Origin of the sequence: Nitratireductor sp. L15S-10, from assembly GCF_045011005.1 — a bacterium.
GTDB lineage: Bacteria > Pseudomonadota > Alphaproteobacteria > Rhizobiales > Rhizobiaceae > Nitratireductor.
In genome coordinates, this window is the sequence record NZ_CP120676.1 from 19,822 (window position 1) to 32,161 (window position 12,340).

Sequence of the window (12,340 nt, forward strand, 5' to 3'; positions counted from 1 at the left end):
ATGCAACTATCTGCGGATATTGCACGAAAGCTTATGGAAGCGCTTTCGAGCCCTCGTTCGGGACTGGTAGATCCCAAACTGATGCGATTGCTGTTCCAGCACGACGCTGCTCAGCAGCGTCTGGTGGTTCGTTGGGGCATGTGGGCTGCCGTGCTCAGTTACATGGCTTATGGCGTTTTCGACTGGATTCTTTTCCCCGACATCGCAGGGCAGTTGGTGTTTGCGCGATGCGCTATCGGCATTTCATTCCTGGCGGTTATAGAGTTCGGGATCCGTCGTGGCGCTTCACTTGCGGCCATGCATCTTGTCGCCGCCGCAGCCATAGTCACCGGAGCGGTGGGCTGGTTGCTTCTTGCGCTTGTCACGGCGCATCAGCAGGCACTTTCGCATTTTATCGTTTTCGGCATCGTATTCGTGCTTGGCGCCAATCTGTTCTTTAACTTCCGCTTCATTTTGTCGGCTATCTCGTCGACGATCATCGCCGCTGTCTTCGTGGCGGCGACCTTGCTCGTGCTCGAGATCGACTTCACCGCCCGCCTCGTGATCGCGGCACTCTTCATCAATTGCCTTGTCTTTTCCCTTTATCTTTCTTGGCGATTGGGCGTGGAGCGGTACTGGACGTTTCTGGAGGCTCTTCAGGCCAAATCGCAGGCTCATGCCGCGACCAAGAAGGGTGATGAACTACACAGAATTGCCAATACGGATCCGTTGACTGGTCTTCGCAACCGCCGTGCGATCACAAGCGCCTTCTCCGAACTCTACGAAGCATGCGCCGGAGAAGAGGACGAGATTGGTGTGGTGCTCATCGACGTGGATCACTTCAAGAAGTTCAACGACCGGCTCGGGCACCAGGCTGGCGACGATTGCCTGATAAGGGTGGCGCAGACGCTCGAGGAGACGGCAGAGGCCAACGGTTCCATCGTGGGGCGTTATGGCGGTGAGGAATTCCTGGTGCTGAGCAAGGTCTCCGAGCCGGATGAGTTGCGCAATCTGGCAGAAGAATTCTGTCGTGTGGTCGAAAACCTCGAGATCCATCATCCGGACAGGGGTGACGGTGTTGAGATTGTAACGATCAGCGCCGGCGCGTCTCAGACATCGCCCAGTGGCGGCAGCGAGCTGCAGGACGTCCTGCAGGAAGCAGACCGCGCACTCTACATCTCGAAATTTACCGGCCGTTCCCGGGTGACCATCTACGATCCGCAGATCATTGATGCCGACCATTCAAGCGAGAGTCTGGCTGGTCTGCTGGCGCATGCCATCGAGAGACAGTGCATCTCGGTCGTCTACCAGCCGATCATACAGCTCGGAACGGAGGAAATCATCGGCTACGAGACCCTGATGCGGCTGAAGGGCAGCAATGGGCGCCTGGTGAAGCCCGACATTTTCATACCGGTAGCGGAGCAGAACGGGGCGATTGTCGAGCTGGGGGCATGGGTCTTCGAGCAGGCCTGTGCAGATGTGGCGCGCTACAAGCTTGATGGCGTTATTGCTGTCAATATCTCCGCCGTTCAGCTCAAGACTCCCGGCTTTGCGCTTCGCGTCGCCGAGATGCTCGCCCGTCACGGGCTGGCGCCGGGGCAGTTTGCGCTGGAACTTTCCGAGAGAGGTGACATTCTGGGGCAGTCACAGGCTGCACAGACGGTCGAGCAGCTTCGAAGTCTCGGAGTGCAGATATGGCTTGATGATTTCGGTACCGGTTACGCCGGTATCGATTGTCTACGCCGTTTTGAACTGGATATCGTCAAGATCGACCGCAGTTTTCTGCCGGAAGGCCAACACCTACGCGATGTCCGGATGCTTACGGGGATGATTCAGCTTCTGCGAAGCCTTGGCCGAACCGTTCTCGTCGAAGGCGTGGAAACGCTGGAACAGAAGAGACTGCTCGAGGAACTCGGTGTCGATTTCGCCCAAGGCTATCTGATTGGCCGGCCCCAGCCTGTGAGTGAGATCATTGGGGATCAGAAGTCCGAAGTTGCCTGAGGGGCGGCGGTCATCGCGCGCCGGCAAACCACAATCTTCATTGACATGGAAACTTGAACACGGCACCGCCCGGCAATGACCTTGTGCCGGATTGTATCGGTGGATGGGAGCGGGGAATGGCGAAACGCGACTGGCCGGCTGCCGAAGCGGTTGCGCATGAATGGCTCGGCGCCTGGTCGAGCAACGAGCCGGGAGGGGTGGTCCTCGGAATGCAGAACGGCGCGCCGAAACTGATCGCAGCCGCCGGGCATTGCGGGGCAGGGCTTGGCCCCATCGGTGCGGATACGGTGTTTCGCTGGGCTTCCATCACAAAGCACGTATTTGCCACCTGTCTTCTGGAATCGAAGACCTTCGCTCTCGAGATGCCCTTGGGCGAGGCACTTCCCGAGCTGGCCACCGCGCCTGCGGCGGTGACGGTCGGCCAGGCGCTGGCCATGCAGGGCGGGTTGCCGGATCCGCGCGAGTGCCTGACCCTGCTCGGTGTGGGAACCCATGAACGCACCGAGGCGGACGCGCTGTATCGATGGATGGCCGGGTGCGACTGGCTCAATGCGGTGCCGGGCACAGAAGTCGCCTATTCGAATGGCGGCTATCGCCTGTTGGAAGTGGCAATGGCACGCCGGGGCTTTGTTTTCTCCGAGATGGTTGCGGCCCATGCAAAGCGGCTCGGGACCGGCATGCGGGCTTCGGAATACTGGACTGATCCGGTACCGGGTCTGGTGCACGGGCATGTGCCTGAGACCGATGGATGGTCAGAGGGTTTTCAGGGCATGCATTTATCGGCTGCCGGCTCGCTTTCCGGATCGGCCATGGACCTCGCACGCTGGCTCGGTGATCTGATGCCGCGCACGATCTTCGACCGGATTGCACGACCGCTGCCGCTCGGCTCGGGAGAGGCAACGGGCTACGGGCTTGGAATAAGCCTGGCACGAATTGGCGGTATGGCGGTGCCGGGCCATGGCGGGGCCCAGGCGGGTTATCGCGCGGGTTTTCTTTGTGACCCCGCGGATGGAACTGCGCTCGTGGCGCTCGCCAACCGAGATGATGCTGACGCCACCGGGCTGGTTGCCCATGTATGGGCGGGGCTTTGCGGGGTTGCGCCGGGCACCATGCCGAAGCCTGCCGGGGAATGGGCTCCTCCGGGTCTGTATGTGGCTGAGCAGGGTGCGCTATGGGCCGAGGTGAGGCCAGGCTCGATCGTCGTCCGCGACGCGGAGGAAAAGCTGTTTGAGGGCGATAACGGCTGGTTCGTCTCCAATGCGGCTCAATCGCGCATGCGCCTGCGGTATGAGGATGGTGCACTGACCGGAGAGCTCTTTCACCGTCCAGTCAGGTTGTTGCCCGCGAAGGACGACGCGGCGATGCCCGGTCTTGACGGCGACTGGATTTGCGATGGTGCGTTTCTTCAGATCGAGGGGCGGATGCTCAACTGGGGTGCGGGACCGCGCAGAAGCGCAGCACCGATGAGCCCGCTTGGGAATGGACGATGGCTGTTTGCTGCCAATGGTCGGCGCATCTGCCTTGAGCGTCTTTCGGAGGGCCGGCTGAGGCTGTCGCTCGCAAGGGCGCGGGGGATGGAATACTGGCGGCTTTAGCTGGCAACCTCCTTGCAGAACCTCTCGAACTCGGCTGCTGAAGCATAGGATTTCTGTGTGCCGCGGCGGCCTACAGAATAGGCCGCGTAGCGCGCCGCGCGATTGAGCGCCTCTTCCGTGTCTCCCGTCGTTGCGAGGAAATGTGCGAAGGAGCCGATGAAGGCATCACCCGCACCGGTCGTGTCTACCGGGGTTACGCGAACGGGCTCGATGGAAGCGAAACGGTCGGCGGTTACAAGACGCGCGCCACGCGCACCGAGCGTGACAACGATCGTGCCGATGCCTTTTTCGATGAGGCGGCGGGCAGCGGCAAGGATTTCATCTTCGGTGCCGGTCGGCATGCCTGAAAGAAGAGAAAGCTCGCTCTCATTAGGCACGAGGAATCCGAGGCTTTTGAGATCGGCGACGCTCAGCTCTTTCGTGGCCGGGGCCGGATTGAGGATGGTCGGCACACCCCATTCGGTGGCACGGCGCACGGTGTGGTAGATGGTCTCGAGCGGAATCTCGAGCTGCATGAGGATCAGGTCCGCTTCACGCAGAGTGCCCTCGGCGGCATCGACATCGGCGGGCAGGAGATCCGCATTCGCACCCTTGACGATCAGGATCGAGTTTTCTCCGGACTCTTCCACGAAGATGGGTGCAACGCCGGACGACTTTCCAGCCACTTTGGCGACATGGCGGGTGTCGATGCCGTGGTCGGAGAAGTTGCGGATCGTGTTGTCGCCGAAAAGGTCATCGCCCACTTTGGTGATCATGCTGACGGCAGAGCCGAGTTTCGCGGCCGCAACCGCCTGGTTGGCGCCCTTGCCTCCGCAGCCGCTCTCGAAGCTGGGCGCTTCCAGCGTTTCGCCCGGCTCGGGCATCCGGTCGATATAGGTGATCAGATCAACCATGTTGGAGCCGACAACGGCGATGCGTCCGGCCTTTTCGGGTGAAGCCATGGGTCAGTCCTTGCTCATATCGTTGACATCCGAGATCGCGGCAGGTGCTTCCTGCGCGCTCAGATAGCCGAGGGTAACGGGGAAGCGCGCGGTCTCGCCGGGCGAAAGCATGCGGACATGCCCCTTGGCCTTCTCTGCGGTGTAGCCCTCGGGCTCGCAGGTGGAAGGCAGGGCGAAGGCCGCAACCTGCGCATCGCCATCGTTCAGGATCCAGCGGACGCAGTGAGGAAAATCTGCCGGGTCGTAGCTGACGGAAAAGCCGTCGCCCTCGGGCAATTCCATGACGAGCCGTGTGCGGCCTGTGTGATCGCGGCCGAGATCGCGTAGATAGAAAACCTGTTCCGGGCTGTAGAGCTCGGGCTCATCCAGCCTGCGCATGCGCGCGGGATTGACAGCGAGATCTTCCAAGAGAGCCTTGAAGGCCGGCGATGGCGTCACGTGCCCGGGGATTGCCTTGCGGACAACGGTGGAATCCGGAGAAAAACCGGTTGGCTGGTGGATTTCTGCGCCGGCGATGAAGTCGAAATTGGCATGCAGCATGTACATGAGCTCCATCGGGTGCGCCGACAGATTCTTGACCGCCATCTCCACATGGATCAGGCCGCTTTCCGCATGCAGGCGCACACAGGGCCGGGCGACGTAATGCGGCCCGAACCCCATGACATGTTCCACATGACCACCGACTTCGGCAAAGACACCCCGATCGTCTTCTCCAAAACGAATTTGGGCGCTGTCCATGGCTGCAACCGGCATTTCTCCGTGCAGGGGATGGTCATCCGTCGGGCCGGGGGTTCCGTTGCGGAGAACGCCGGCGTGGTACGCGAAAGCACCATAGGTTTCGAGGATGGAAGAACCGCGCCGCGGGTAGGGAAAGACATTGCCCATGGTGAGACGCCGTCCATCGAACACGGCATCCCAGACCATCTGGCCGAGATAGGGCAGAACGGTCACCTGTCCGCGTGCGTTTTCAATGCGCAAGCCCTCAACGGATGAGGGGAAGCGGAAGGCCGTGACGGTGAAGGCGCCATGGGTTGCCAGAACGCGTTCGCCGCGGTCCGGAAACAGATCCGGTGACAGATGGACAACGGTGTCGTTTTCGGAAGCGCTCATTTGCCGGACCTCAGATAGTTGATGGCGATCACCAGCACCAGGAAAGCGCCCCAGACCGCATCGATCATGAAGTTGGATGCCCGCATCATCTGCATGCCGGAAGACAGGAACATGAGTGCGACGAGTGCCAGCAGGACACCAACGACGCGGCCCTTGCCCCCGGCCGGATTGGTGCCGCCGAGAACGGCGATCAGCACTGCCTGCAACAGATAGGAGGCGCCGAAATCGGCCTTGGCCGAATTGGTGCGCCCGGACAGGAGGATGCCGGCAATGGCGGCCATGACGCCCGTCAGGGCATAGCTGTAGAGGATCATGCGTGAACTGCGGATACCGGCGAAGACGGCGGCGCGTGCATTGGTGCCGATGAGCATCAGGTTCACGCCGAGATGTGTGCGGCGAAGCAGAATGGCGACCACCAGGGCGACGAGGATCAACACCCAGAACGGGGCCGCAACACCGAGCAGCTTCCCCGTGCCGATCCAGTTCCAGGTCTGCGGGTAGCCGACAATGGCCGGACCGCCGGTCAAGACGAGCGCCAGACCCGCGAAGACCTGACCTGTGCCGAGTGTCGCCAGAATGGGAATGATGCGCAGGCGCGATATCAGAAGCCCGTTAACCAGGCCTGCCGCCAGGCCGACAAGAAGTGCGATCATCACCCCCATCGCGGTGTGCAGGACAAGGCCGAGACCACCCGCATCGAGCGCCTCGGCAACCATGGGATGGCGGAAATAGACACCCGCCGTGATGGCTGCCAGATTGGCAATCGCCACGATGGAGAGGTCGATGCCGCCTGTGAGCATGGCGACCATCATCGCGATGCACAGGATGCCGAGCTCCGGCATGATGTAGGTGATGGACTCGAAATTGTAGTAACGCAGGAACTTGTCGGGGTTCATCGCCGCCATCAGGACAAAGATGACCACCGTGATCACGGCGAGCTGCGCGATGGAGGCATCGCTGCCAAGCAGGCGGCGAACGAGGGATTTTTCTTCGGCTTTAGCGCTCATCTTGTGCTCCCCCTCAGGCCAGTTTCTTGCGGTCGCGCCACGCGGTGATCGCCGTCGCTGCAATGATGATCAGGCCAACGACAACCCGCTGCCAAGTGGTGTCCACCTTCATCAGGATCAGCGAATTCTTGACCATGACCAGCGTGAACACGCCGATCATGGTGCCCAGCACCGATCCGCGCCCGCCGAAGATCGAAGCGCCGCCGAGCACCACGGCTGCGATGACATCGAGCTCCAGGCCGATGAAGTCGCGCGGGTTCGCCTGCCAGATCATGGAACTGTGGAGGAGGCCGGCAAAGCCCGCCAGGAGCCCTGCGGTGCAGTAGACGAAGAAGATCGTGCGGCGGGTGTTCACGCCGGCACGGCGGGCCGATTCCGGGTCGCCACCATAGGCATAGACGGAACGGCCGGTCATCGTGTGGCGAAGGATGATGTGGATCACGAGCGCAATGGCCAGATAGACGAGGATCATCGCGGTCAGACCGACCGTCGCGCCGTTCTGCGCCGTCACGGACGCCAGATCCTGTTTGCCGAATGCGATCAGCGCATCGGGCATCTTGTTGATGTTGACGATGGACGTGCCCAGAAGACCCAGCACGAGGCCACGTATGATCGAGGCGGTGCCGAGCGTGACTATCAGCGGGATCATTTTGAAGCGGTCGATGATGAAGGCGTTGAATGCGCCGAGCAGAACGCCGATCACCGAGGCTGCGATGAAGGGCAGAAGCACGCCGTCATAGTCGAGCGCCACCATGGTGCGCACCGTGATGTAGAGCGCGGCGGCGGAAATGGCGGGGAACGACACGTCGATGCCACCCGAAATCATGATCAGCAGGACGCCGAGCGCCATGATGCCGATCACGACGTTGGCCTTGGCCAGGCTGAAGAGATTGGCGACCCCCCAGAAGGCCGGATTGACGAGGCCGATCAGAACCATCACCGCCAGCAGGACGAGGGCAATCACGGCCTCGGTGGATTGGAACCTTTTCATCTCACCGCCTTACTTCAATGCCTTGAGGCTGTCGTTGATCGCATCTTCGGTCATGTCGGCACCGGCGAATTCGGCCACGAAACGGCCGTCATGCATGACATGGATGCGGTTGCAGTTTCCGGTCAGTTCCGGCACGTCGTCCGAGATCATCAGCACGGCGACGCCCTCCTTGCGGGCAAGGTCGCGGATGATGTGGTGGATCTTGGCTTTGGAACCGACATCGACGCCCACGGTCGGGCCATTGAGAATGAGCACTTTTGCTCCCGTCAGGAGCCAGCGCCCGAGCATGACGCGTTGTGCATTGCCGCCGGAAAGATTGCCGACAGCCGTTTCCGGCGACGGAGCGGCGATCTGCATGGAGGCAAACATATCCTCGGTCTTTTGGCGCATGGCATCGCGGTCCAGAAAGAGGCCGCGCCGCAGACGGTCGAGAATGCTCACCACCATGTTGCGTTCGATGGACTGGGTGAGAAAGAGACCTTCGCTCAACCGGTCTTCGGGCACATAGGCAATGCCAAGCGCAATGGCCTCCTGCACCGAATGGGGGAAGGCATCCTGTCCGGCGATGCGGAAGGATCTGGCTGTGGCGTTCTCCATGCCGAAGAGCGCCTGGGCGAGCTCGGTTCGGCCGGAGCCGATCAGCCCCGAAACACCGACGATCTCGCCCGGACGCAGCGAAAGGCTGACATTGTCGACGCTTCCCGGCACGCTCAGGCTCTCGACCTCCAGGGCCGGTGGCGTGTCTGGTGCAATGTCGGGTGCGTAGGGCTCGTCGTCGAGCTCGAGCCCGGTCATGGCATGGGTGATTGCGGGTTCGTCGAAGTCGCTCATCGCGCCTTCGGCGACCTTCTTTCCGTTTCGGAACACGGTCAGGCGTTCCGAGATTTCCAGCATCTCCCGCATCTTGTGGCTGACGAACAGAACGGCGATGCCCTGCGCCTGCAAATCGCGAACGATGGCGAAGAGCGCATCGACCTCGTGCCCGGTAAGCGCGGTGGTCGGCTCGTCCATGACGATGAGCCGGGCCCTGGCGAGAATGGCGCGGGCAATGGCGACGATTTGCTTGCCGGAGGTGGGAAGGGTTTCCACCTCGGCGTCAACATCGATCTCAACATCAAGACGCGCAAGCACCTCGCGCGCCATCTTGCGGGCGCGTGGCCAGTCCATGCGCCCACGCCCTTCAAGCAGGTAGGTGTTGAGGGCGAGGTTCTCGGCCACGGTCAGGTTCCCGAAAAGGGAAAAATCCTGATAGATCACCTGTACGCCCTTGTGTACGGCGGTGATCGGATCCAGTCGGCTGACGGGTTTGCCGTCAAACAGGATTTCACCCTCGTCGGGCGTGTAGATGCCCGACATGACCTTGATGATGGTGGATTTTCCGGAACCGTTCTCGCCGGCGAGGCAGTGAATCTCACCGGGCCGAATGCCCATGGAGACACCGTCAAGTGCGTGAACGCCACCGAAGCGCTTGCTGATGTTCTTCAGCTCGATCAGATACTCGGACATGATTTTTCCGGCAGGCTGAATGGGACGGCCCGGCCATGCAGAGATGGACGGCCAGATGCGATCCGGTGCCGGCGCACACGAGTGTGCGCCGGCAGTCTTCAGGATCAGAAGTCGTATTTGTCCATGTTCTCGGCGGTGACGCCGACCCAGCCGGCTCCATAGAGCAGGTTCGGACGATCTTCATTCGGCGTGATCAGAGATTCATAGCCGGTGAGGCCAAGGTTGAGGCCTGCCTTGATCTGATCACCTTTGCCTTCGAGCGCTGCAATTGCCAGCATGTTCATGGCGTAGCCTGCAACGGCGGGATCCCAGAACTGGATGTACTGGATGTCGCCATTGGCCAGATACTCACCCGCCACGGAGGGGAGGCCCGTGCCGGCAAAGAAAACCTTGTCCTTCAGGCCGCCTTCGGCGATCAGGCGACCGGCGCCGGCCGAGGTCGGCATCGGAGCGCCGAGGATGCCGGTGATGTCCGGATAGGTGGTCATCGCCTCTTTGAGCTTGGTGTAGTCGGTGGCTGCGTCGTCATAGGTTTCAAGACGGTCGCCGACCATTTCCATGTCCGGGAAATGCTCTTTCTGATAGGCGACGGCGCCGTCCACCCACTCCATCTGGCTCTTGGAGGTCAGCGAGCCGACGGTGGCGACATATTTGCCCTTGCCGCCTGTGAACTTGCCGAGTTCCTTCATCAGGTTTGCGCCATAGGCGAGGTTGTCGAAGGCCTCGAGATCGTAGTCGGTATTCTCAAGGTTCGAGGCCTCGTGCGAGATGACGACGATACCGCGGTCGCGCGCTTTCTTGAGCACCGGCTCGACGGCTTCCACCGAGAAGGGAACGACCGCGATGGCGTCGACGCCCTGCGCGATCAGGTTTTCGATGATCTGCACCTGAGCGGCGGCATCAGCCTGGCTGGGGCCAACCATCCAGACATCGTGGCCGGTATCGGCCTTGAACTGCTCGACACCGTCGCGCATGCGGTCGAACCATGCGATGCCGTCGACTTTCACGACTGTCGCGATTGTATATTTCTTGTCGTCTTTCGTGGCGATCAGCTCATTGTTGAGCTTGGAAGTATCCACGATCTGTTCAGCGAACGCGGATGTGCCCAAAAGGGACAGGGCGATAGATGCTGCGGTGAGCAGAGCTTTCATTGACGTATCCTCCTCCTCGGTTCCGAGAACGCGCGGAAAACCTGCGGCTCGGGACTCATATTGAATGAATTATCTCAATATCCTGTCGCAATATTGATCAATTCACTTCAATATGATCATATCCTATCATAACCTGCAACCCTTGTAAGTGGATGACCACACTTGCACACAAGTGGCCTGGCGATGGAGTATCGCTCAAACTGAATGGCCAGGAGAATCATGTGGCGAGACCTTCCGGACGAGCGGCGCGTATCCAAGCGCTCAAGAAGCTCTGTGCCTCTGGCACGATTTTGCACATCGCCGAAGCCGCGCAGGAGCTCAAGACCTCCGAGATAACGATCCGGCGCGATCTGGGGGATGGCGAGAATGGCATTCTGTGCCTCGGCGGCTACATCATGTCTGCTAATGAGAATGGCGAACGCTATTCGCTTTCGCATGCACAGGGCACGAACACGCAGGCCAAAACGCAGGTGGCGCGCCGGGCCGCCGCTCTTGTCGAACCGGAAGATACGATCTTCGTGGATTGTGGATCGACCCTCCAGTATCTGGCCGCCAATCTTCCGCAGAATGCGAATGTCACGGTGGTGACGCAGGCCATGAACATCGCCGAAATGGTTTCACGGCTGGATGGCGTGACCCTGATCCTGCTGGCCGGAATCTATCATCCCGAGAGCGGAAGCTTCAGCTCCGACACCGCGCTTGGCATGCTGCAGGAAATCAACATCACCAAAGGCTTCTTCTCCGCCGCCGGAATCCATGAAAGCGAAGGTGTGACCTGCTTTCACTTTCATGAAGTTGCCGTCAAACGTGCGGCGATGGCGCGGTCGCAGCGGAGGTTCCTGGTCTCCGATGCATCCAAATGGGGAAAGCTGCGCCCGGCAACTTTCGCCCAGTTGGATGAGTTCGAGACGTGGATCGGACAGCCTGAAACCGAATGAGGGGCGCCGCTTTATAGCGGCGCTACAAATTCAGTCGCGCAGAACGGTAAGCCGCTCCGGCTCCCAGCTGATCCACAGCTGGTCATCGGTGATTTCAGCCGCCTTGCCGGCGTCCATATAAGCGCGGATGACGCTGTCTTCGCGCTCGCCGACGCGGATGTCCAGGGAAGTGCGGCTGCCCTTGAAGAGCTTGCTGATCACCTTGCCCTCGACGGCGTTCTGATTGGCCGGCTTTTTGTTGTGGCAGGTCACGTTTTCCAGCCTTAGCGAGGCGGTGACGTTATCGCCCGCGGCGGGCCGGTGACCATGGCCCGAACCACGGACGGAAAGGCCGTTCCAGTCCAGGATGACAGCATTCTCCTCCACGCCGCGCACGGTGCCGTTGATCAAATTCGTTTCGCCGATGAACTCGGCAACGAAACGGCTTTCGGGGCGGAAATAGAGATCTTCAGGCGTTCCGTCCTGTTCCACCCGGCCGGCATTCATGACAACGATGCGGTCGGACATGGTGAGCGCTTCTTCCTGGTCGTGGGTGACGAAGAAGAAGGTTTTTCCGGTGCGCTTCTGGATGTCTTTCAGTTCGATCTGCACCTGACCGCGCAGCTTGGCATCGAGCGCGCCGAGTGGCTCGTCGAGCAGCAGGAGTTTCGGGTCGGGAGCAAGCGCGCGGGCAAGCGCGACGCGCTGACGCTGGCCGCCGGAAAGCTGATCCGGCGTGCGGTCGCGGAAGCCGGAAAGCTGCAGGAAGTCGAGCAACTCCGCCATGCGGCGTTCGATCTCGGGCCGTGACTTGCCCTTGAGTTCGAGCCCGAAGGACACGTTCTGGCCCACGGTCATGTGCGGGAAGAGCGCATAGTCCTGGAACACCATGTTGACGTCGCGCCGGTTGGGGGGCTGGCTTGTCACATCGACGCCATCGAGCACGATCCGGCCCTCGGTGGGGTTTTCGAAGCCGCCCAGCATCCGCAGGGTCGTCGACTTGCCGCAGCCGGAGGGGCCGAGGAAGGTGACGAACTCGCCGGCCATGATTTTCATGTCCAGTTGATCCACGGCGACAACATTGCCGAAGCGTTTGGTGACGTTGTCGATATGGACGATGGTGTCCTTTTCGCCGGTCATGG

Annotated in this window: 10 protein-coding genes; 3 read left to right on the plus strand and 7 right to left on the minus strand. The window is 60.9% G+C overall.

Annotation, left to right across the window (positions count from 1 at the left end; genetic code table 11):
• On the plus strand, nucleotides 1-1,980 hold the full coding sequence (locus tag P2W41_RS19430) for a putative bifunctional diguanylate cyclase/phosphodiesterase (protein WP_404935185.1): 1,980 nt from the start codon (nucleotides 1-3) through the stop codon (nucleotides 1,978-1,980).
• A gap of 116 nt (nucleotides 1,981-2,096) precedes the next feature.
• A complete protein-coding gene (locus P2W41_RS19435) occupies nucleotides 2,097-3,575 on the plus strand; it encodes a serine hydrolase domain-containing protein (protein WP_404935186.1) in 1,479 nt (492 codons plus the stop codon).
• Here the strand turns inward: P2W41_RS19435 and rbsK are convergent.
• From rbsK to P2W41_RS19465, 6 genes are all read right to left on the minus strand, one after another.
• The gene (rbsK, locus tag P2W41_RS19440) at nucleotides 3,572-4,516 is read right to left on the minus strand and encodes a ribokinase (protein ID WP_404935187.1); all 945 of its coding nucleotides are present in this window, start codon (nucleotides 4,514-4,516) and stop codon (nucleotides 3,572-3,574) included. The genes P2W41_RS19435 and rbsK overlap by 4 nt on opposite strands.
• Before the next feature lie 3 nt (nucleotides 4,517-4,519).
• The gene (locus P2W41_RS19445; protein ID WP_404935188.1) at nucleotides 4,520-5,626 is read right to left on the minus strand and encodes an aldose 1-epimerase family protein; all 1,107 of its coding nucleotides are present in this window, start codon (nucleotides 5,624-5,626) and stop codon (nucleotides 4,520-4,522) included.
• Nucleotides 5,623-6,633, minus strand: a complete 1,011-nt coding sequence (locus P2W41_RS19450; RefSeq protein WP_404935189.1) for an ABC transporter permease — start codon at nucleotides 6,631-6,633, stop codon at nucleotides 5,623-5,625. Before P2W41_RS19450 ends, P2W41_RS19445 begins: the two co-directional genes overlap by 4 nt.
• A 13-nt stretch (nucleotides 6,634-6,646) precedes the next feature.
• Complete coding sequence (locus P2W41_RS19455; RefSeq protein WP_404935190.1) at nucleotides 6,647-7,624, minus strand: ABC transporter permease; 978 nt, start codon at nucleotides 7,622-7,624, stop codon at nucleotides 6,647-6,649.
• Between the two features lie 9 nt (nucleotides 7,625-7,633).
• The gene (locus P2W41_RS19460; RefSeq protein WP_404935191.1) at nucleotides 7,634-9,130 is read right to left on the minus strand and encodes a sugar ABC transporter ATP-binding protein; all 1,497 of its coding nucleotides are present in this window, start codon (nucleotides 9,128-9,130) and stop codon (nucleotides 7,634-7,636) included.
• Between the two features lie 104 nt (nucleotides 9,131-9,234).
• A complete protein-coding gene (locus P2W41_RS19465; RefSeq protein WP_404935192.1) occupies nucleotides 9,235-10,281 on the minus strand; it encodes an autoinducer 2 ABC transporter substrate-binding protein in 1,047 nt (348 codons plus the stop codon).
• 152 nt (nucleotides 10,282-10,433) lie between these two features.
• On the opposite strand from P2W41_RS19465, the gene P2W41_RS19470 reads away from it, so the two are divergent.
• Complete coding sequence (locus P2W41_RS19470; protein ID WP_404935193.1) at nucleotides 10,434-11,219, plus strand: DeoR/GlpR family DNA-binding transcription regulator; 786 nt, start codon at nucleotides 10,434-10,436, stop codon at nucleotides 11,217-11,219.
• Between the two features lie 30 nt (nucleotides 11,220-11,249).
• On the opposite strand, the gene P2W41_RS19475 is transcribed toward P2W41_RS19470, so the two are convergent.
• Nucleotides 11,250-12,338, minus strand: coding sequence for an ABC transporter ATP-binding protein (locus P2W41_RS19475; RefSeq protein ID WP_404935194.1), 1,089 nt, complete (start codon nucleotides 12,336-12,338; stop codon nucleotides 11,250-11,252).
• Nucleotides 12,339-12,340: the final 2 nt, after the last annotated feature.

Coding starts and splice junctions, on each gene's coding strand:
- P2W41_RS19430 (WP_404935185.1), top strand. CDS start 1: ATGCAACTATCTGCGGATATTGCACGAAAGCTTATGGAAGCGCTTTCG.
- P2W41_RS19435 (WP_404935186.1), top strand. CDS start 2,097: ATGGCGAAACGCGACTGGCCGGCTGCCGAAGCGGTTGCGCATGAATGG.
- rbsK (WP_404935187.1), bottom strand. CDS start 4,516: ATGGCTTCACCCGAAAAGGCCGGACGCATCGCCGTTGTCGGCTCCAAC.
- P2W41_RS19445 (WP_404935188.1), bottom strand. CDS start 5,626: ATGAGCGCTTCCGAAAACGACACCGTTGTCCATCTGTCACCGGATCTG.
- P2W41_RS19450 (WP_404935189.1), bottom strand. CDS start 6,633: ATGAGCGCTAAAGCCGAAGAAAAATCCCTCGTTCGCCGCCTGCTTGGC.
- P2W41_RS19455 (WP_404935190.1), bottom strand. CDS start 7,624: ATGAAAAGGTTCCAATCCACCGAGGCCGTGATTGCCCTCGTCCTGCTG.
- P2W41_RS19460 (WP_404935191.1), bottom strand. CDS start 9,130: ATGTCCGAGTATCTGATCGAGCTGAAGAACATCAGCAAGCGCTTCGGT.
- P2W41_RS19465 (WP_404935192.1), bottom strand. CDS start 10,281: ATGAAAGCTCTGCTCACCGCAGCATCTATCGCCCTGTCCCTTTTGGGC.
- P2W41_RS19470 (WP_404935193.1), top strand. CDS start 10,434: ATGACCACACTTGCACACAAGTGGCCTGGCGATGGAGTATCGCTCAAA.
- P2W41_RS19475 (WP_404935194.1), bottom strand. CDS start 12,338: ATGACCGGCGAAAAGGACACCATCGTCCATATCGACAACGTCACCAAA.